The sequence below is a fragment of the Streptomyces sp. NBC_01166 genome, from assembly GCF_045039765.1.
Taxonomy (GTDB): Bacteria; Actinomycetota; Actinomycetes; order Streptomycetales; family Streptomycetaceae; genus Streptomyces.
The window spans coordinates 7186696-7205778 of the sequence record NZ_CP108613.1 but is presented as its reverse complement, the minus strand read 5'-3'; the positions used below and the strand labels follow the sequence as shown (position 1 = coordinate 7205778).

The window sequence follows — 19083 nt, the reverse complement described above, 5'->3', positions numbered from 1 at the left end:
ACTTCCCGTCCACCTACGGCATGAGGTGGTAGTCGGGGAAGTTGCCCGGCAGCCGCTCCCCCGGCGGCCCCTCGGTCACGGCCCGCACGAGCAGTTCGCCGCCGACGAACGCGCCGCGCCAGGAGGCACCGAAGCCTCCGAAGAGCTCCTCGCGGTCGCCCCGGGAACGCGGCTTGTTGTGACCGGTCTTGAAGGCGCGTACCTGCGGGGCCAGGCGTTCGTACGTCGTCGGGTCGTCGGTGGAGAGGGTGGCGACCAGGGCGCCGTTCGAGGCGTTCATGGCGGCGAGGAGTTCGGCCTCGGTGTCGACCAGGACGATGCTGTCGACCGGGCCGAAGGGCTCCGCATGATGCAGCGGCGAGGACGGAGGCGGGTTGAGGAGCGTGACCGGGTGGAGGTACGCGCTGGTGTCCTGGCCCGGGAGGAAGCGGGCGTCCGCCACGGAGCCCTGATGGAGGGGGACGGCCCCGCGGTCGATGGCCTCCGTGACCTGGTCGTGCAGCTCCTTGGCCTTGGTGGCGTTGATCAGCGGGCCGAAGTCCAGGACGGGCAGTGGGTCGGAGGGGTGCTCCACGGCGAGGGGGTGCCCGGTGCGGAGAGAACGTACGGCGGGGAGGTAGGCCGCCAGGAAGTCCGCGAAGAGGGTGCGCTGGACGACGAAGCGGGGGTAGGCGGTGCAGCGCTGCTTGCCGTAGTCGAAGAGCTTCGGGATGACGGCGGTGAGCGACGGCCAGTCCGTGAAGTTCCAGATGCCCCAGGTGTTGAGGCCCTCCTGTTCGAGGATGTGCCGCTTGCCGAGGTCGGCGACGGCGGTGGCGATGCGGGCGCCGGTGTCACGGCCGCCGACGAAGGAGACGCAGCCGATCTCGGCCGACCGGACGAGCGGCTCGGAGAGTTCACGGCCGCTGCCGCTGAGGAGGGTGATCGGGACGCCCTCCCGGGCGGCGAGCGCGCAGGCCAGGGTGAGGCAGGAGACGCCGCCGTCGGTGGGGGTCTTGGCGATCACGGCGTTGCCGGCCAGTGCCTGTACGAGCATCGCGTGGACCAGCACGGACATGGGGTAGTTCCAGCTGGCGATGTTGGAGACGGGGCCCGCGAGCGGGGTGCGGCCGGCCAGGAGACGGTCGCTGTGGTCGACGTACCACCGGACGCCGTCGATGGCGCGGTCCACGTCGGCCTGGGCGAGGCGCCAGGGCTTGCCGATCTCCCAGACCAGGAGGAGGGCGAGGAGCTCGCGGTGCTCGGTCAGGGCGTCGAGGGTGGCCGAGACGCGGGCACGGCGTTCGGCGAGCGGGATGTGGCGCCAGGCGCGGTGGGCGTCGAGAGCCGCTCGTACGGCCTGCCGGGCGGTATCCGCGTCCAGGCGGGGCGGGCCTGTGATGGGGGTGTTGTCGACGGGGCTGGTGGCGGGGAGGGTGCGGCCGTCCCGGTGCCAGGTGGCGGCCCAGAGGTTGCGGGCCCGGTCGTCCTGGAAGGCCTCGGGGGCGGCCGTGAGGCAGCGGCTCCAGGCGTCCTGCCAGGCGGTTCCTGGTTTGAGGACGAGAGGGGTGGGGGTGGGCGACTGTGCGGGTGTCTGTGTCATCGGGTCTCCGCTCTGGGTGCGGGGTGCGGTGGCGGGGTGCGGTGGCGGGGTGCCGTGACGGGGCGGGGCGCGGGGTGCGGTGACGGGGCGGGGCGCGGGGTGCGGTGACGGGGCGGGGCGCGGGGCGCGGTGACGGGGCGGGGCGCGGTGGCGGGGCGGGGTGCCGTGACGGGGCGGGCGGGGCGCCTGCGGCGGGCCTGTTCCCCTGCCCGCCCCTTCCCGTAACCAGGGCTCCGCCCCGGACCCCGGTCCTCAAACGCCGGACGGGCTGGGATTCGCGCGCTCACCCCAGGAGCGCGGGAACGTCCTCAAACGCCGGACGGACCCGAATTCGCGCCCTCACCCCAAAAGCACAGGAACGTCCTCAAACGCCGGACGGACCCGAATTCGCGCGCAGCCTGTCCTCTGCCAGGCGGGCCGTTTCCGTCGGGGTGGCGCCTACCGCCACCCCTACCGCCTCCAGCGCCGCCTTCTTCGCCGCGGCCGTGCCGCTCGACCCCGAGACGATCGCTCCGGCGTGGCCCATCGTCTTGCCCTCGGGGGCCGTGAAGCCGGCGATGTAGCCGACCACCGGCTTGGTGATGTGCCGGGCGATGTGGGCCGCGGCGCGTTCCTCCGCGTCGCCGCCGATCTCGCCGATCAGGACGATCAGCTCGGTGTCCGGGTCGTTCTCGAAGGCCGTCAGACAGTCGATGTGCGTCGTCCCGATCACCGGGTCGCCGCCGATGCCCACCGCCGTGGAGAAGCCGGTCTCGCGCAGCTCGTGCATCAGCTGGTAGGTGAGCGTGCCCGACTTGGAGACCAGGCCGATGCGGCCGGGCTTCGTCGCGATGTCGGCGGGGATGATGCCCGCGTTGGACTGCCCCGGGCTGATCACCCCGGGGCAGTTGGGCCCGAGGACGCGTGTGCCGCGAGCCTTCGCGTGGGCGTGGAAGGCCACGGCGTCGTGGACGGGGATGCCCTCGGTGATGACCACGGCCAGACCGATGCCGGCGTCCGCCGCCTCGACCACGGCCGCCCTGGCGAACGGCGGCGGGACGAAGACGACGGTCACGTCGGCGCCGGTGGCGTCCATGCCGTCGCGTACGGAGCCGAAGACGGGGACCGTACGGTCGTCGAGGTCCACGGTGCGGCCCGCCTTGCGCGGATTGACGCCGCCGACGATCTGGGTGCCCGCGGCGAGCATCCTCCTGGTGTGCTTCATGCCCTCGGCGCCGGTCATGCCCTGGACGAGGACCTTGCTCTCCTTGCTGAGGAAGATGGCCATGATCAGTGCCCTCCCAGGGCGAGTCGGGCTGCTCGGTCGGCCGCGCCGTCCATCGTGGTGACCTGCTGGATCATCGGGTGCGCACGGTCGTCGAGGATCGCCCGCCCGCGTGCCGCGCTGTTGCCGTCGAGGCGGACGACCAGGGGTTTCGTCAGGTGGACCGAGTCGAGGGCCTGGACGATCCCGTCGGCGACCGCGTCGCAGGCGGTGATGCCGCCGAACACGTTGACGAAGACGGACTTCACCGACGGGTCGGAGAGGATGACCGTGAGCCCGTCGGCCATGACGCGGGCCGAGGCTCCTCCTCCGATGTCGAGGAAGTTGGCCGGGCGTGCGCCGCAGCCGGCGACGACGTCGAGGGTGGACATGACGAGTCCGGCGCCGTTGCCGATGATTCCGACCTCGCCGTCGAGCTTGACGTAGTTGAGCCCCTTGGCGGCGGCCGCCGCCTCCAGCGGGTCCCCGTGGGGGTCGGCGGTGTCCGCACCCCAACGGGACTGCCGGAAGGCGGCGTTGTCGTCCAGTGTGACCTTGCCGTCCAGCGCGAGGATTCGGCCGTCCGTGGTGCGGACCAGCGGATTGACCTCGACGAGGAGGGCGTCCTCCTGGGTGAGGACCTGCCACAGCGCCTGCAGCACGGGTGCGGTCTCCGTCGGGAGGGAGGCCGCCTCCGCGATCCGTGCAGCCTTGGCCGCCGTGACCCCCTCGGCCGGGTCCACGGGGATCCGGGCCACGGCCTCCGGCCGGGTGGCGGCGACCTCCTCGATGTCCATGCCGCCCTCCGCCGAGGCGATGGCGAGGAAGGTCCCGGCCGCCCTGTCCAGCACGTAGCTGACGTAGAACTCCGCGTCGATGTCGACGGGCTGAGCGAGCATCACGGTCCGGACGAGGTGGCCTTTGATGTCCATGCCGAGGATGCCGCGCGCGGTGACGACGGCTGCCGCCGGGTCCGCGGCGGCCTTCACCCCGCCGGCCTTGCCCCGGCCACCCACTTTGACCTGTGCTTTGACGACGACCCTGCCGCCCAGCCGTTCGGCCGCGGCGTGCACCGCGGACGGGTGGTCCACGACCTCGGCGTCCGGTACGGCGATGCCGTGATCCGCGAAGAGTTGCCTTGCCTGGTGCTCGTACAGATCCATAGCCACTCCCGATCGTGCCGATTGTGAAAGTGCCGCACGCCCCCTGGACACCACCCACCGGATGCGGGATAACAAGCTTCATACAGTATTCGTCGACTGTATGCAATGTACCGCGGGAGCGGCGGAGCGGCTCCCGCACTCCCCTACGAAGGGACAGGACATCGCCATGCCCGAGGACAGCCAGGACAGCCAGAACCTCATCTCCGGTGGGCACTTGGTCGCCAAGGCACTCAAGGCGGAGGGGGTGGAACGCATCTACACCCTCTGTGGCGGCCACATCATCGACATCTACGACGGCTGCGTCGACGAGGGCATCGAAGTCGTCGACGTACGGCACGAGCAGGTGGCCGCCCACGCGGCCGACGGCTACGCCCGGATCACCGGGAAGCCGGGGTGCGCCGTCGTCACCGCGGGTCCCGGGACGACCGATGCCGTCACGGGTGTCGCCAACGCCTTCCGTGCCGAGTCGCCGATGCTGCTGATCGGTGGTCAGGGAGCGCACACCCAGCACAAGATGGGCTCGCTCCAGGACCTGCCGCACGTCGACATGATGACCCCCATCACCAAGTTCGCGGCCACCGTGCCGGACACCGCGCGGGCGGCGGACATGGTGTCGATGGCGTTCCGGGAGTGCTACCACGGGGCGCCCGGCCCGTCGTTCCTGGAGATCCCGCGCGATGTGCTGGACGCGAAGGTCCCGGCGGACCGGGCGCGGGTCCCCGAGGCGGGGCGGTACCGTGCGTCCACCCGCGGGGCAGGTGACCCGGCCGACATCGAGAAGCTCGCCGATCTGCTCGTCCACGCCGAGAAGCCCGCGATCCTGCTGGGCAGTCAGGTCTGGACGACCCGCGCGACGGACTCCGCCACCGAGCTCGTCCGGACGCTCAACATCCCGGCGTACATGAACGGGGCGGGCCGCGGCACCCTCCCGCCCGGCGATCCGCACCACTTCCAGCTCTCGCGGCGCTACGCCTTCTCCAACGCCGACCTGATCGTGATCGTGGGGACCCCCTTCGACTTCCGGATGGGCTACGGCAAGCGGCTCTCCCCGGCCGCCACCGTCGTCCAGATCGACCTGGACTACCGCACCGTGGGCAAGAACCGCGACGTGGACCTCGGCATAGTCGGCGACGCCTCGCTCGTCCTGAAGGCGGTCACGGAGGCGGCGAGCGGCCGGCTCAACGGCGGATCCGCGCTGCGCAAGGCCTGGCTGGACGAACTGCGGGCCGCCGAGCAGACGTCGATCGAGAAGCGGCTCCCCCAGCTGAAGTCGGACGCCTCGCCCATCCACCCCTACCGGCTGGTGAGCGAGATCAACGACTTCCTGACCGAGGACTCCATCTACATCGGGGACGGCGGCGACATCGTCACCTTCTCCGGACAGGTCGTCCAGCCCCGCACCCCGGGCCACTGGATGGACCCGGGCCCGCTCGGCACGCTCGGGGTCGGGGTGCCGTTCGTGCTGGCCGCCAAGCAGGCCAGGCCCGACAAGGAGGTCGTGGCGCTCTTCGGTGACGGCGCGTTCTCCCTCACCGGGTGGGACTTCGAGACGCTGGTCCGCTACAACCTCCCCTTCGTGGGCATCGTCGGCAACAACTCCTCGATGAACCAGATCCGTTACGGCCAGAAGGCCAAGTACGGAGACGAGCGCGAGCGGGTCGGCAACACCCTCGGCGACGTCCACTACGACAAGTTCGCCCAGATGCTGGGTGGTTACGGCGAAGAGGTACGCGACCCCGCCGACATCGCACCCGCGCTGCGCAGGGCCCGCGAGTCGGGTCTGCCCTCGCTCATCAACGTCTGGGTCGACCCGGACGCGTACGCCCCCGGAACGATGAACCAGACCATGTACAAGTGACAGAGGAGCGGTTGGCATGACCAAGGCTCTTGAGGGCGTGCGCGTCCTCGACATGACGCACGTACAGTCCGGTCCCTCCGCCACCCAGCTGCTCGGCTGGCTCGGGGCGGACGTGGTCAAGCTGGAAGCGCCGAGCGGCGACATCACCCGCAAGCAGTTGCGCGATCTGCCCGACGTCGACTCCCTCTACTTCACGATGCTCAACTGCAACAAGCGGAGCATCACCCTCAACACCAAGAGCGAGCGCGGCAAGGAGATCCTCACCGAACTCATCCGCCGCAGCGACGTGATGGTGGAGAACTTCGGCCCTGGCGCCGTGGACCGCATGGGGTTCACCTGGGAGCGGATCCAGGAGATCAACCCCCGGATCGTGTACGCCTCGATCAAGGGCTTCGGCGAGGGCCCGTACACCAACTTCAAGGCGTACGAGGTCGTCGCGCAGGCCATGGGCGGCTCGATGTCCACCACCGGCTTCGCCGACGGCCCGCCGCTCGCCACCGGCGCCCAGATCGGCGACTCGGGTACGGGCATCCACGCGGTCGCCGGCATCCTCGCCGCCCTCTTCCAGCGGGAGAACACCGGGCGCGGCCAGCGGGTGAACGTGGCGATGCAGCATGCGGTGCTCAACCTGTGCCGGGTCAAGCTGCGCGACCAGCAGCGGCTGGAGCACGGGCCCCTCGCCGAGTACCCGAACGCGCAGGACACCGCCGACGCCGACGAGGTGCCGCGCAGCGGCAACGCCAGCGGCGGCGGCCAGCCCGGGTGGGCGGTGAAGTGCGCGCCGGGCGGCCCCAACGACTACGTGTACGTCATCGTGCAGCCGGTCGGCTGGAAGCCCCTGTCCGAGCTGATAGGCCGGCCGGAGCTGGCCGACGACCCCGAGTGGGCGACGCCCGAGTCCCGGCTGCCGAAGCTCGGCAAGATGTTCCAGCTGATCGAGGAGTGGTCGGCGACGCTCCCCAAGTGGGACGTCCTGGGACAGCTGAACGCGCACAACATCCCGTGCGGTCCGATCCTCTCCACCAAGGAGATCGTCGAGGACGAGTCCCTCGCCGCCAACGAGATGGTGGTCCGCGTCGAACACCCCGAGCGCGGCACCTTCACCACCGTCGGCAGTCCGCTGAAGCTGTCCGACTCCCCCGTCGACATCGTCACCTCCCCGCTGCTCGGTGAGCACAACGCGGAGGTCTACGTCGGCGAGCTGGGCCTGGGTGACGAGGAACTGCGGCTTCTCAAGACGAACGGAGTCATCTGAGCATGGCCGGAACAGTCGAGAACCAGGAGCATGAGCGCGTCAGGGCACTGCTCGACCGGGTCCGGGGCGAGGGGCGCAGCGCGCTCACCGCGCCGGAGGGGAAGGTCGTCGCCGACGCGTACGGGATAACGGTGCCGGGCGAGGGCCTGGCCCGGGACGTGGACGAGGCGGTGGCGCTGGCCGACCGTCTCGGCGGGCAGGTGGTCCTCAAGATCGTCTCCCCCGACATCCTGCACAAGACGGATGCGGGCGGCGTCGTGGTCGGCGTGTCGGGCGCCAAGGAGGTGCGCGCGGCGTTCTGCACCATCGTGAAGAACGCGAAGGCCTACGCGGCCGACGCGCGGATCGACGGCGTACAGGTGCAACAGCTGGTGCCGCCCGGCCAGGAGGTCATCGTCGGTGCGGTCACCGACCCCACGTTCGGGAAGGTGGTGGCGTTCGGCCTCGGCGGTGTCCTGGTCGAGGTGCTCAAGGACATCACCTTCCGGCTGGCACCGGTGACGGCGGACGAGGCGCGGTCGATGCTCGACTCGATCGGCGCCGCGGAGATCCTCAAGGGGGTGCGCGGAGCGCCGGCCGTGGACCGGTGGGCGCTGGCGGAGCAGATCCGGCGGGTCTCCCAACTGGTCACGGACTTCCCGGAGATCGCGGAGGTCGACCTCAACCCCGTCATCGCGTCTCCGGACGGCGCTGTCGCCGCCGACATCCGGATCCTGCTGACGACCGAGGAGGTGAAGGCGCGGCGGCGCTACAGCCGGGAGGAGATCCTCGTATCGATGCGCCGGCTGATGGAGCCGCGTTCGGTCGCGGTCATCGGCGCGTCCAACGAGCAGGGCAAGATCGGCAATTCGGTGATGCGCAACCTCATCGACGGCGGGTTCGCGGGCGAGATCCATCCGGTGAACCCCAAGGCCGATGACATTCTCGGCCGCAAGGCGTACAAGAGTGTCACCGACGTTCCCGGTGAGGTGGATGTGGCGGTCTTCGCGATACCCGCCAAGTTCGTCGCGTCGGCGCTCCAGGAGGTGGGCCGCAAGGGGATCCCCAACGCCGTGCTCATTCCGTCCGGCTTCGCCGAGACGGGCGAACAGGCCCTCCAGGACGAGCTCGTGGCGATCGGCGAGGAGCACGGGGTGCGGCTTCTCGGGCCGAACATCTACGGCTACTACTCGACGTGGCAGGACCTCTGCGCCACGTTCTGCACCCCGTACGACGTCAAGGGCCCGGTGGCCCTGACCTCGCAGTCCGGTGGCATCGGCATGGCGATCCTGGGCTTCGCGCGGTCGACGAAGACGGGGGTGTCGGCGATCGTCGGCCTCGGCAACAAGTCGGACATCGACGAGGACGACCTGCTGACCTGGTTCGGCGAGGACCCGAACACCGAGTGCATCGCGATGCACCTGGAGGACCTCAAGGACGGGCGGGCGTTCGTGGAGGCGGCGCGGGCGACCGTGCCGAAGAAGCCGGTCGTGGTCCTCAAGGCGGGCCGGACGAGCGCGGGCGCCAGGGCGGCGGGCTCCCACACGGGCGCCCTGGCCGGGGACGACGCCGTGTACGACGACATCCTGCGGCAGGCGGGGGTGATCCGGGCCCCGGGGCTGAACGACATGCTCGAGTACGCGCGGGCGCTGCCCGTGCTGCCGGCCCCCAAGGGCGACAACGTCGTGATCATCACGGGGGCCGGTGGTTCGGGGGTGCTCCTGTCGGACGCGATCGTCGACAACGGGCTCTCGCTGATGGAGATCCCGCCGGACCTGGACACGGCGTTCAAGGCGTTCATCCCCCCGTTCGGAGCGGCCGGGAACCCGATCGACATCACGGGCGGTGAGCCGCCGTCGACGTACGAGGCGACGATCCGGCTGGGGATGGAGGATCCACGGATCCACGCGCTGGTGCTGGGCTACTGGCACACGATCGTCACCCCGCCGATGGTCTTCGCGGAGCTCACGGCCCGGGTGGTGGAGGAGTTCCGCGCGCGCGGGATCGAGAAGCCTGTGGTGGCGTCGCTCGCCGGTGACACGGAGGTCGAGGAGGCATGCGCATACCTGTTCGAGAGGGGTGTCGTCGCGTATCCGTACACCACGGAGCGGCCGGTCGCCGTACTCGGCGCGAAGTACAGGTGGGCCAGGGCCGCCGGGTTGCTGGGCGGTGGCCGATGACCTGATGACGACGGCTCGAACCACGGGGTCTGCGGCGTACCGCTCGGCCGCGGACCCCCGCGCGAAGTGAGAACGGGCAGGGGGCGCTGGCCAGACTTCTTCCACGCAAGGGGTTCGATCTACATGGCGACAACCGACATCTCGACTTCCGTCCCCTACAGGGAGGTGACGGACGCCAACGGCAGGACCTACCGCCTTGGCGAGAGCGACATCGACATCATGGGCCGCAAGCGCAAGTGGATGGTCATCCTGCCGTGGATCGGCATGATGGGCATCAGCTCGGCCGAGTACGCCTTCGCGTCGGCGGAGGACACGCTGCACCACGCGCACAACTGGGACAGCGGTCACATCTACTGGATGATGACCGTCTGGGTGTTCTTCCAGGCCGCGGTCGCGATGCCCGCGGGCAGACTCAGGGAGACCGGCAGGCTGCCCGCCCGCTGGGCGATGATGCTCGGCGCGACGGGCACCCTCCTCGGCTATCTGTCACTGGCGTACGCCCCGCATGTGATCTTCGCGTACCTCGGCTTCAGCATGTTCTCCGGCATGGGCGCGGGCATGGTGTACGCCACCTGCGTCAACATGGTCGGCAAGTGGTACCCGGAGCGCCGGGGTGGCAAGACGGGCTTCGTCAACGGCGGTTTCGCCTACGGTTCGGTGCCGTTCGTCTTCATCTTCACCGGGTTCATGGACATCACCAACTTCAGGTGGGTCCTGGTGTCGGTGGGTGTCTTCCTCGCGGCGCTCGTCGCCTGCGCCGGCTTCTTCTTCCGGGACCCGCCGAAGAACTGGTGGCCCGCGGAGGCCGACCCGCTCAACCCGCCCGAGGACCCACGGGCCCGCCGTGCGCTGGAGAAGAACCCTCCGGCCATCAAGCAGTACTCCCCCGGCGAGGCCTGGAGGACCGGCCGCGTTGCGCTGATGTGGTGCTGCCTCGCCTGTACCTCCGGCGTCAACATCTTCGGTATCGCCTTCCAGGTCGACATCGGCCAGGACGCGGGCTTCGCCGCGGGCATCGTGGCCACAGCCATGTCGCTCAAGGCGATCGTCAACGGCACGGGGCGCGGCGTCATCGGCTGGCTCTCCGACCTCTACGGCCGCAAGAAGTGCCTGCTCTACGTCTGCGTCATCCTGGGGCTCGCCCAGTTCGGCATCATCGGGGCGGCCGAGTTGCAGAACCTGCCGCTGTTCCTGCTCTTCTCGGCGATCTCGGGCTTCGGCGGCGGCGCCATCTTCCCGATGTTCGCCGCGATGACCGCGGACTACTTCGGTGAGAACAACAACGCCACCAACTACGGCATGGTCTACAGCTCCAAGCTCGTCTCCGGACTCGGAGCGGGGATGGGCTTCCTCGTCGTCGATGCCTGGGGGCTCAAGGGCGCGTTCATCCTGGCGGGCAGCATCTCGTTCTTCGCGGGATTCCTCGCGCTGTTCCTCGCGGCACCCGGCCGCGACCGGAAGGGCAACCCGCTGGTGAAGGCCGGCCCGGCCCCGGTGATCCGGGAGACCGACTGATCGCACACCGCAGCACACGCGTGGGGCCCGGTTCCTGGAACCGGGCCCCACGCGTGTGCCGTCGGGCGTCAGTCGCCGCAGCGGCTCTCGCGGAGCGAGTGCAGGTGCTCGCTGGACTTGCGGGCGAAGGCGAAGGACTCGACCGGGTTGTCGTGCTCGGTCTGCCAGTGGTGGTAGGTACGGCCGCGGTGGGTCCGCGCGGTGACCCGGCTCAGGAAGTTCTTGTAGTCGATGTCGCCGTCACCGACGTCCGTCATGTCGTAGCCGTCGCGGGCGGCGTCGTTGCGGGTGCCGTCCTTGACGTGGAAGAGGGGGTAGCGGTCGGGCTGCTTGAGTACGTAGTCGATGGGATTGAAGGGGGCCGGCGTGCCGTCCACGCGCTTGCCGAAGCGGAACTGCGCGCAGAACGCCCAGTAGATGTCCATCTCGAGGTAGACCAGGTCGGGGTCGGTCTCGGCGAGCAGGACGTCGTAGAGGCGCACCTTCGGCTTGTCGGTGGCGAAGGAGAACTCCTCCGCGTGGTTGTGCTGGTAGAACTTCATCCCGCGTTTGCGGGCGGCGGCGCCGTACGTGTTGAAGTCCTCGGCCGCCCGCTTCCAGCCGTCGACGGTGTCGCCGTAGCGGAACGGCCCGGAGGCTGTGCCGATGTGCTTGAGGCCGAGGGCCTCCGCCTCGTCGAGGACCTTGGTGAGGTTCTGCGCGAAGGAGTAGGCGTCGGGGTTGTTGTCGTCGTAGTAGTTGACGTGGCTGCCGATGGGGTTGAGCCCGTGGTCCTCGGCCAGCTTCTTGAGCTGGCCGAGGGTGATGGCTCCGGCCGAGCCCTGGGTGTATCCGGCGAACTCGATCTCGTCGTAACCGTACTTCTCGAGTTCGGCGAAGACGGGGGCGAAGCCGAGGGTGGAGACCTTGTCGCGGAGGCTGTAGAGCTGGATGCCGAGGCGGCCCGGAGGCAGGACGGCGCGGCCCTTGCCGTGCCCGTTGCCATGTCCGTGGCCGTGTCCCTGGCCGCTGTGCGGACCGGCCGCCTGGGCGGCGGCGCCGCTGAGGAGGGTCGCGGCCGTGGCTCCGGCGGCGACGCCCAGGACGTTGCGGCGGCTGAGTCTGCGCGCGAGCTCGGGGTCCTTCGGGGTGCGGCTCATGATCACGAATCTCCCTGTGAACGTGCGGGCGGGGCGGATTGTCAGTGGAGTCCGGCAAGCTGGAGGAGCAAGGACTTCACTTCGGTGGCCTGGACTCGGCCGTTGAACGCGTGGGGGGTGGAGCAGAGGATGAGCGGACCTTCGTCGTCGCTCGTGGGCAGACGGCCGTGGCTGCCGCGGATAGGTGACGGATCCAGGGGGACGACGGCCATGCGGTAGCGCATCCCGAGTTTCTTGCGGGCGACCGCCGAGGCGGCCTTGACCCGGACATAGGGGTCCTGGGGGTCCATGAAGAGCTCCACGGGGTCGTAGCCCGGTTTGCGGTGGATCTCCACGAGCTGCGCGAAGTCGGGCGCGCGGTCGTCGTCGAGCCAGTAGTAGTACGTGAACCAGGCGTCCTTCTCCGCCACGGCGACCAGTTCGCCGGAGCGGGGATGGTCCAGGTGGTTCGCCTTCTTGCCCTCGTCGTCGAGGAGTTCCGCGATGCCGGGGAGGTCCGCGAGGGCCTCCCGGGTGGCGTCGAGGTCCTCGGGCCGGCGTACGTACACGTGGGCGAGCTGGTGGTCGGCGACCGCGAAGGCACGGGAGGCCATCGGGTCGAGGTACTCCATGCCGTCCTGGGTGTGCACCTCCAGGAGTCCGGCGCGGCGCAGGGCCCGGTTGATGTCGACGGGCCGGTCGACGCGCGTGATGCCGTACTCGGAGAGGGCGACGACGGTGCGGCCCTCGGCCCTGGCGTCGTCCAGCAGGGGGGCCACGGCGCGGTCGAGGTCGGCCGCGGCCCGGTGGGAGCGGGGGTCGTCGGGGCCGAATCGCTGGAGGTCGTAGTCGAGGTGCGGGAGGTAGCAGAGGGCCAGGTCGGGGCTGCGCGTGGTGAGGAGGTGCCGGGTGGCGTCGATGATCCACTGCGAGGAGACGAGGTCGGCGCCGGGGCCCCAGAAATGGAAGAGGGGGAAGGTGCCCAGTTTCTCGGTCAGTTCGTCGTGCAGCGCCGGGGGACGGGTGTAGCAGTCGGGCTCCTTGCGGCCGTCGGCGTAGTACACGGGGCGGGGGGTGACGGTCCAGTCGGTGTCGGCGCCCATCGCGTACCACCAGCAGATGTTGGCGACGGTGTAGCCGGGGTGGGCGCGCCGGGCGGCGTCCCAGAGCTTGTCCCCCTCGACGAGGCCGTTGTGCTGGCGCCACAGGAGGACGTCGCCGAGCTCGCGGAAGTACCAGCCGTTGGCGACGATGCCGTGTTCGGAGGGGGTGGTGCCGGTGAGGAAGGTGGACTGGGCGGCGCAGGTGACGGCGGGCAGGACGGTGGAGAGGGGGGCCTGCGCGCCGGCTCCGGCCATGGCCTGGAGATTCGGCATGTGCTGGAGCAGCTGGGGGGTGAGGCCGACGACGTCGAGGACGAGGAGCGGGGTGGGGCGCGTTCCGGCGCCGGGCGCTGTCATGGGAGCTCCTTGAGTCCGAGGTCGACGAGGAGGTCGCGGGCGAGGGTGAGCTCGGCGGCGATGCCGTCGGCGAGCTGGGTGCGGGTGCGCGGCCGCAGCTCGGCGGGGAGCGCCTGCCAGGTGTACGTCTCGACCTCGAGGTGCCGGGTGAGGGGCGCGGGTCCGCCGACCAGCCGGTTCAGTACGGACTGGAGCACGGGCAGTGTGGAGGTGAGCGGGGGTGCGGGGGGCGCGTGCAGGGGGACGTGGAAGTGGGAGCGCCAGGGGGTGCTGTCGGGAAGCGCGCCTCCGGAGACAGCCTCGTCGAGGTCGTCGGTCCCGCGGAGGCCCGCACCGGTGAGGGTGCGGGTCTGGTGCAGGAAGCGGGGCTCGGCGAAGGCGCCCAGGGCAGCACGCACCTCGGGCAGATGGGGGTGCTCGGCGTGCAGTGCCGCGGAGAGCTGGGCCTTGGCGATGGTGATCCCGGCCGCGCGCAGGGCGTCGAGAGCGGCGTCCGGGTCCTCGAAGGACGTGGCGAGGTGGCAGGTGTCGACGCAGATGCCGATGCGGTCGTGGCCCACCGCGGTGAGGGGGCCGATGGCGTCGGCGGTGGTCTCCACGGTGCAGCCGGGTTCGGGTTCGAGGCCGATCCTGATGGCCTTGCCGGTCAGCTCGTCGAGGGCGTCGAGCCGCTGTGCGAGCGTGGTGAACGCCTTCCGCGCGGTGACCGCTGCCGAGGGGTCGTCGGCGAACGGGGTGCGCCAGGCGATCGGCAGGGTGGAGATGGTGCCTTCGGTGACGTCGTCGGGGAGCAGCGCGGCGAGCAGCCGGGCCAGGTCGGTGGTGTGGGAGAGCCGTTCGGGATCGGTCCAGTCCGGTGTGTAGACGCGGTACTTGACCTCCTGGGCCCCGAAGCCCTCGTACGGGAAGCCGTTGAGGGTGACCACTTCGAGACCGCGGTTCTCCAGTTCGCCCCGCAGGGAGCGCAGGGCGGCGGGGTCGTTGATCAGGGCACGGGCGGCGTCCTTGGCGAGCCAGAGCCCGATGCCGAGGCGGTCCCGGCCGAGCCGTTTGCGTACGGGTTCGCAGTGGTCGCGCAGCTGGGCGCGGACTCCTTCGAGGGTCTCGGCGGGGTGCACGTTGGTGCAGTAGGCGAGGTGCACGGTCGAGCCGTCGGGGTGGCGGAAGCGCATGGTTCACTCCCCGCCGCGAAGGATGGAGTTGCCCTCGTGGAGCGGGCCCGGTGCGTCGAGGTCGAGCTGGAGCCGGCCGCTCTGCCCGTAGAAGGCGACGGGGTTGCGCCAGAGGACCTTGTCGACGTCGTCCTCGTCGAATCCGGCCTTCAGCATGGTGTCGGCGACCTTGCGGGTCTTCAGCGGGTCGCTCTTCCCCCAGTCGGCTGCGGAGTTGACGAGGATCCTGTCGGTGCCGTGGTTCCGCAGGACCGTGATCATGCGGTCCTCGTCCATCTTGGTGTCCGGGTAGATGGAGAATCCGGCCCAGCAGCCGCTGTCGAGCGCGTCCTTCACGGTCGTCTCGTTGAGGTGGTCGAGCAGGACCAGCTCCGGGGCGAGGGCCGACTCACGGATGACGTCGATGGTGCGGTGCAGGCCGGCGAGCTTGTCGCGGTGCGGGGTGTGCACGAGCGCGGGAAGACCGTGGTCGGCGGCGAGCTGCAGCTGGGTGGCGAGTGCCTTGTCCTCGGCGGGGGTCATCGAGTCGTAGCCGATCTCGCCGACGGCGACGACGGAGTCCTTGACGAGGTAGCGGGGCAGGGCGTCCAGGACGGGGGTGCAGCGGGGGTCGTTGGCCTCCTTGGGGTTGAGGGCGAGGGTGCAGTGGTGGGCGATGCCGTACTGGGAGGCGCGGAAGGGCTCCCAGCCCAGGAGCGCGTCGAAGTAGTCGAAGAAGCTGGCCGGCGAGGTGCGGGGCTGGCCGAGCCAGAAGGAGGGTTCGACGAGGGCGCGGACCCCTGCGTCGTACATCGCCTGGTAGTCGTCCGTGGTGCGGGAGGTCATGTGGATGTGGGGGTCGAAGATCCTCATCGGGTTTCCTCCGTGGACGTGGGGGCGGTGGCGGGCGCCGGGGCCGTGAGGTCGAGGACGGTCCGCAGACCGGCGGGGACGGCACGCCCCGCGGCAGTTCGTTCGGCTGCGAAGTCTCCGAGCATCCGGGCGAGTTCAGCGTCTCCGCGGGCACGTTCGCCGAGCCGGTCGAGTGCTTCGACGGGGACCTCGGTGAAGAGGCACTTGAGGACGGCGTGCCGCCAGCCGTGTGTGTCCAGGTGGGCCGCGCCGTACGGGCCGACGGCCGCGGCGACCAGCCGGGTGTCGTTGGTTCTCAGGGCGTCCTCGACGAGCGGGAGCGCGGCGGCGCCGAGGTCGAGGCGGTGCAGGGTGAGGAGAACCGCGCGGCGTTCGGCGGCGGTGCCCTGCTCGTAGAGCCTGGTCACGGCCGGCAGCCCCGCGCGGGCTTCGACGAGCAGCAGTGCGCGCACGGAGTCGGCGTGCTCGAGACCGCAGTGCCTTCCCGCCGATGCGAACCGCAGCTCCCAGGGCGGGTTGCCGCTGTCCGCGCCGGGGTGTGCCGCGGCGTGCGCGGCCTCGGCGAGCGCTTCGTCCAGCCAGGCCCTGGCCGCTCCCGGGAGCCGGTCGTCGAGTTCCTTGCGGCTGATCAGCATGGTCCGGCTCCGTTCGTCGCCCCGGTGGCCCGGCGCAGGAAGTCGATGGAGCTGCGGGCGAGTTCAGGGCCCGCGTGGGAGTGCCGGGGCAGTTCGACGACGGTGAGGCCGGAGTATCCGGTGGAGGCGAGCGCTTCGAGCACCGGCGGGAAGTCGATCTCGCCGTCACCGAACGGCAGGTGTTCGTGGACGCCGCGCCGCATGTCCTCGATCTGGACGTGGCGCAGCCAGGGGGCGGCTTCCTTCACGCAGTCCACGGGCGAGGCCGGCTCGAGGCACTGGCAGTGACCGACGTCGAGGGTGAGTCCGAGCGGGCCCGGGTCGCCGAGGATGGTGCGGAGGTGGTGGAAGTCGGCGAGTGTGGCGAGGAGGTGGCCGGGTTCAGGTTCGACGGCGAGCGGGATACCCACGCGGTCGGCCGCCTCCAGCACGGGGTCGAGGGCCTCCGCCAGCCGCTGCCACGCGGTGTCCGTCGAGGTGTCAGGCGGGGTGATCCCGCTGAAGCAGTGCACGGCGTGCGCACCGAGGTCCGTGGCGACCTCGACGGCGCGGACGAGCAGGGCGGTGCGGGCCGCGCGGGCGTCCGGGTCGGGGTCGAGGAGGGACGGCCCGTGTTTGCGCCGGGGGTCGAGGACGTAGCGCGCACCGGTCTCGACGGTGACGCCCAGGCCGAGTCCGGTGAGCCTGCGGGCCACCTGGCGGGTGCGGGCGGCGAGGTCCGGCGCCAGCGGGTCGAGATGCATGTGGTCGAGGGTCAGGCCGACCCCGTCGTAACCGAGGTCGGCGAGGAGGCCGAGGGCGTCGTCGAGCCGGAGGTCGGTCAGCCCGTTGGTGCCGTAGCCGAGGCGGAGGGTCATGTCGGGCTCACTTTCCGGGCGAGCGCGCGGGCGAGGGGGACGAGCCCCATCACCGCGAGCCCGTCGAAGGGCGCCCCGGCCCTGGCCGCGAGCGCTGCCTGCAGCGGGATCATCGCCCGGATACCGCCGCCGACGGCGCGCTGGGTGAGGGGCGGGGAGGGGTTGAGTGCGGCGTGGAGTAGCGGGACCGCGGAGGTGCGGAGGTAGGCGCCGGCGAAGGCCGGGAGCAGGAACCGTACGGCGTCGGCGGGAGGGCCTGGTGGCTCCCCGGGGGCCGTCCGGCCTCGCAGGACGATGGCCCCGAGTCCGGCGACACCGGCCAGCGCCGCCAGCGGTACGGCGGTGGATCCGCCGTGTGCCTCGTGGCGCGAGACCGCGGTGACGGCGTAGGTGTGAGCGCCGAGCAGGAGAGCGGCGGGGAGCGCGGCAGCGGGGGTGCGGCCGGGTGCGGGCCGGGTGGCCGGGGCCGGCCCTCCCCCGGCAGTCGCCTTCGACATCGTTGCCACCGTGGCGGTCGCGCCGAGCAGCAGGTCCAGGGTGCGGGCCGACGCCATCGCGGCCGGCCCGAGCTTCGTGTGCTTGAGGCGCAGGTCGTAGGCCCAGACCGTGGCCGCCAGGCCGGATGCCACCGCCAGTGCGGGGCGGCCCGCCCGTGCGGCCAGCGCCAGACCCGCCGCCGTCAGGACGCCCGCGGCGGCCAGAGCGGCCCCCGGCGCGACACGGCCCGAGGGGATCGGCCGGTGCGGGCGGTCGACGGCGTCCTCGTCCCGGTCCGCCCAGTCGTTGAGTGCCATACCCGCCTCGTAGAGGCACAGCGAGGCGCCGACCGCGAGTGCCGTGCCGCGGCCGGGACGCCGGCCCGCGGCCGCGGCCCCGGCCAGCGCGTCACCGGGCACGGTGAACAGCGCCGACACCCGGAGCAGCTCCGCCCAGGCCCGCAGGCGCGCCCGGACGGGGGGCCTGTCCGGTGCGGGCGCAGTCCCGCCCGCACCGGACAGGCTGTTCGGGGGCGCCGCCGGGCGGGCGGCCTGGAGCCGCGGGGCGCCGGTCACCGCCGCGAGCAGCCGCAGCGCCTTCACCGGGCGGCCCGCAGGCGTTCGGCGAAGGCCAGCAGCTCGGCGTACTGCTCGGGCAGTGCGGCCGGGCCGCCGTCCGGGTCCTTGAAGTAGAAGCCGAGTTCGGGCCGGGGTCCGCTCAGACCTGCCTCGTGGGAGCGTGCCAGCAGCCGGGCGAGGTCCAGGACCAGCGGTGCGGCGAGGGCGGAGTCGCAGCCCTGCCAGATCGTCTGGAGGATCATCCGCGAGCCCAGGAAGCCGTCGAAGGCGATGTGGTCCCACGCCGTCTTCCAGTCGCCCATCGCCGGTACGTCGTCGATGTGGACCTCGCCCTCGGGGGCTGACCCGAGCGTGTCGGCGAGCACGCGTTCCTTGCCCGCGTTCTTGGCGGCCGCCGCCGCGGGGTCGGCCAGCGCCGCCCCGTCCCCGCCGCCCAGCAGGTTCGTGCCCGACCACGCCCGCACCGGCAGTGCGCGCTGGACGAACATCGGTGCGAGCACGGAGCGGAGCAGCGTCTGGCCTGTCTTGCCGTCGCGTCCGGCGTGGGGAAGACCGCAGGAGTCGACGGCGTCCTGGAGGTGTGGGCTGCGCAGCCCGGTGGAGGGGGTGAAGTTGGCGTACGGGCAGCCGGCGCGGAGCGCGGCCGCCGCGTAGAGGGAGCTGGCGGGCAGCCGGGAGTCGTCCTCGCCGGGGGCCGGTTCGGTCGAGGCGACGTTGATGACGACCGTGCGGGCCAGCTCGTGGCGGTGCGCGAAGTCCTCGATGTCGGCGGCGAAGGCGGCGATGAGCTCCTCGTCGGTGCGGGTGTCGCCCCGGAGCGGCCCTCCGGGGCGTATCTCCGTGTCGGCGGCGGTGAGTTCGGCCTCGACGGCGGAGGGGAGCCCGTGCGGGAGCACTCCCCCGGCCGCGAGGGCCTCGGCCCGCTTGGGCAGGGGACAGTCGAGGGTGTCGTGGCCGCCGAAGACGAGGGTGGTCAGCGGTGGCAGCCCGCTGTCGGCGAAGGGTGGTGTCTCGGTGACCATGCCGGTCGGCGGGTGGAGCCCTGCCGCGATGGCCGCGCACCCGGCGGTGGCGGTGGTGGCGACGGAGCCGCGTGCTCCGATGAACCAGACTCCGGTACGAACGGCACGTGCGGTCACGGGCTGCCTCCCTGGGGGCT

15 protein-coding genes are annotated in these 19083 nt (G+C 71.3%); 4 read left to right on the top strand and 11 right to left on the bottom strand.

Annotated elements, in window-relative coordinates:
- Positions 1-13: 13 nt before the first annotated feature.
- From OG379_RS32570 to sucC, 3 genes are all read right to left on the bottom strand, one after another.
- Positions 14-1582 (bottom strand): aldehyde dehydrogenase family protein, encoded by a 1569-nt coding sequence (locus tag OG379_RS32570; RefSeq protein WP_405666691.1) that lies wholly within the window; start codon positions 1580-1582, stop codon positions 14-16.
- Between the two features lie 364 nt (positions 1583-1946).
- Positions 1947-2849, bottom strand: coding sequence for a succinate--CoA ligase subunit alpha (sucD, locus tag OG379_RS32565; protein ID WP_405666690.1), 903 nt, complete (start codon positions 2847-2849; stop codon positions 1947-1949).
- Positions 2850-2851: 2 nt separating this feature from the next.
- On the bottom strand, positions 2852-3988 hold the full coding sequence (sucC, locus tag OG379_RS32560; RefSeq protein WP_405666689.1) for an ADP-forming succinate--CoA ligase subunit beta: 1137 nt from the start codon (positions 3986-3988) through the stop codon (positions 2852-2854).
- Positions 3989-4154: 166 nt separating this feature from the next.
- Here sucC and OG379_RS32555 point away from each other — a divergent pair, with 166 nt between their 5' ends.
- The 4 genes from OG379_RS32555 (at position 4155) to OG379_RS32540 (ending at position 10775) form a co-directional block, all read left to right on the top strand.
- Entirely contained in the window at positions 4155-5846 is a 1692-nt protein-coding gene (locus OG379_RS32555; protein ID WP_362928138.1) for a thiamine pyrophosphate-binding protein, read from the top strand.
- Between the two features lie 16 nt (positions 5847-5862).
- Positions 5863-7101: a formyl-CoA transferase gene (gene frc / locus OG379_RS32550; RefSeq protein WP_393760635.1), complete on the top strand. Its 1239-nt coding sequence runs from the start codon at positions 5863-5865 to the stop codon at positions 7099-7101.
- A gap of 2 nt (positions 7102-7103) precedes the next feature.
- Positions 7104-9260 carry an acetate--CoA ligase family protein gene (locus OG379_RS32545; RefSeq protein WP_405666688.1) on the top strand — a complete coding sequence of 719 codons (2157 nt, stop codon included), beginning with the start codon at positions 7104-7106 and terminating at the stop codon, positions 9258-9260.
- 123 nt (positions 9261-9383) lie between these two features.
- Positions 9384-10775 carry an OFA family MFS transporter gene (locus OG379_RS32540; protein ID WP_405666686.1) on the top strand — a complete coding sequence of 464 codons (1392 nt, stop codon included), beginning with the start codon at positions 9384-9386 and terminating at the stop codon, positions 10773-10775.
- 68 nt (positions 10776-10843) lie between these two features.
- Here the strand turns inward: OG379_RS32540 and OG379_RS32535 are convergent, their stop codons facing one another.
- Genes OG379_RS32535 through OG379_RS32500 form a run of 8 tightly spaced genes read right to left on the bottom strand, consistent with a single transcriptional unit; the run spans position 10844 to position 19063 of the window.
- Entirely contained in the window at positions 10844-11914 is a 1071-nt protein-coding gene (locus tag OG379_RS32535) for a sugar phosphate isomerase/epimerase family protein (protein ID WP_405666685.1), read from the bottom strand.
- A gap of 41 nt (positions 11915-11955) precedes the next feature.
- Positions 11956-13353, bottom strand: a complete 1398-nt coding sequence (locus OG379_RS32530; protein WP_405666683.1) for an alkaline phosphatase family protein — start codon at positions 13351-13353, stop codon at positions 11956-11958.
- Complete coding sequence (gene eboE / locus OG379_RS32525) at positions 13350-14525, bottom strand: metabolite traffic protein EboE (protein WP_405666682.1); 1176 nt, start codon at positions 14523-14525, stop codon at positions 13350-13352. Before eboE ends, OG379_RS32530 begins: the two co-directional genes overlap by 4 nt.
- Positions 14526-14528: 3 nt before the next feature.
- Positions 14529-15377: a TatD family hydrolase gene (locus tag OG379_RS32520; protein WP_405666681.1), complete on the bottom strand. Its 849-nt coding sequence runs from the start codon at positions 15375-15377 to the stop codon at positions 14529-14531.
- Positions 15374-16012, bottom strand: a complete 639-nt coding sequence (locus OG379_RS32515; protein WP_405666680.1) for an EboA domain-containing protein — start codon at positions 16010-16012, stop codon at positions 15374-15376. Before OG379_RS32515 ends, OG379_RS32520 begins: the two co-directional genes overlap by 4 nt.
- Positions 16006-16869 carry a sugar phosphate isomerase/epimerase family protein gene (locus tag OG379_RS32510; RefSeq protein WP_405666678.1) on the bottom strand — a complete coding sequence of 288 codons (864 nt, stop codon included), beginning with the start codon at positions 16867-16869 and terminating at the stop codon, positions 16006-16008. Before OG379_RS32510 ends, OG379_RS32515 begins: the two co-directional genes overlap by 7 nt.
- Positions 16866-17948, bottom strand: a complete 1083-nt coding sequence (locus tag OG379_RS32505) for an SCO3242 family prenyltransferase (RefSeq protein ID WP_405666676.1) — start codon at positions 17946-17948, stop codon at positions 16866-16868. Before OG379_RS32505 ends, OG379_RS32510 begins: the two co-directional genes overlap by 4 nt.
- Positions 17945-19063 carry an inositol-3-phosphate synthase gene (locus OG379_RS32500; RefSeq protein ID WP_405666674.1) on the bottom strand — a complete coding sequence of 373 codons (1119 nt, stop codon included), beginning with the start codon at positions 19061-19063 and terminating at the stop codon, positions 17945-17947. The genes OG379_RS32505 and OG379_RS32500 overlap by 4 nt, the downstream gene beginning before the upstream one ends.
- Positions 19064-19083 lie beyond the last annotated feature (20 nt).

What these genes read in the sequence shown, in the direction of transcription:
- OG379_RS32570 (WP_405666691.1), bottom strand. Translation starts at nt 1,582, where the DNA reads ATGACACAGACACCCGCACAGTCGCCCACCCCCACCCCTCTCGTCCTC.
- sucD (WP_405666690.1), bottom strand. Translation starts at nt 2,849, where the DNA reads ATGGCCATCTTCCTCAGCAAGGAGAGCAAGGTCCTCGTCCAGGGCATG.
- sucC (WP_405666689.1), bottom strand. Translation starts at nt 3,988, where the DNA reads ATGGATCTGTACGAGCACCAGGCAAGGCAACTCTTCGCGGATCACGGC.
- OG379_RS32555 (WP_362928138.1), top strand. Translation starts at nt 4,155, where the DNA reads ATGCCCGAGGACAGCCAGGACAGCCAGAACCTCATCTCCGGTGGGCAC.
- frc (WP_393760635.1), top strand. Translation starts at nt 5,863, where the DNA reads ATGACCAAGGCTCTTGAGGGCGTGCGCGTCCTCGACATGACGCACGTA.
- OG379_RS32545 (WP_405666688.1), top strand. Translation starts at nt 7,104, where the DNA reads ATGGCCGGAACAGTCGAGAACCAGGAGCATGAGCGCGTCAGGGCACTG.
- OG379_RS32540 (WP_405666686.1), top strand. Translation starts at nt 9,384, where the DNA reads ATGGCGACAACCGACATCTCGACTTCCGTCCCCTACAGGGAGGTGACG.
- OG379_RS32535 (WP_405666685.1), bottom strand. Translation starts at nt 11,914, where the DNA reads ATGAGCCGCACCCCGAAGGACCCCGAGCTCGCGCGCAGACTCAGCCGC.
- OG379_RS32530 (WP_405666683.1), bottom strand. Translation starts at nt 13,353, where the DNA reads ATGACAGCGCCCGGCGCCGGAACGCGCCCCACCCCGCTCCTCGTCCTC.
- eboE (WP_405666682.1), bottom strand. Translation starts at nt 14,525, where the DNA reads ATGCGCTTCCGCCACCCCGACGGCTCGACCGTGCACCTCGCCTACTGC.
- OG379_RS32520 (WP_405666681.1), bottom strand. Translation starts at nt 15,377, where the DNA reads ATGAGGATCTTCGACCCCCACATCCACATGACCTCCCGCACCACGGAC.
- OG379_RS32515 (WP_405666680.1), bottom strand. Translation starts at nt 16,012, where the DNA reads ATGCTGATCAGCCGCAAGGAACTCGACGACCGGCTCCCGGGAGCGGCC.
- OG379_RS32510 (WP_405666678.1), bottom strand. Translation starts at nt 16,869, where the DNA reads ATGACCCTCCGCCTCGGCTACGGCACCAACGGGCTGACCGACCTCCGG.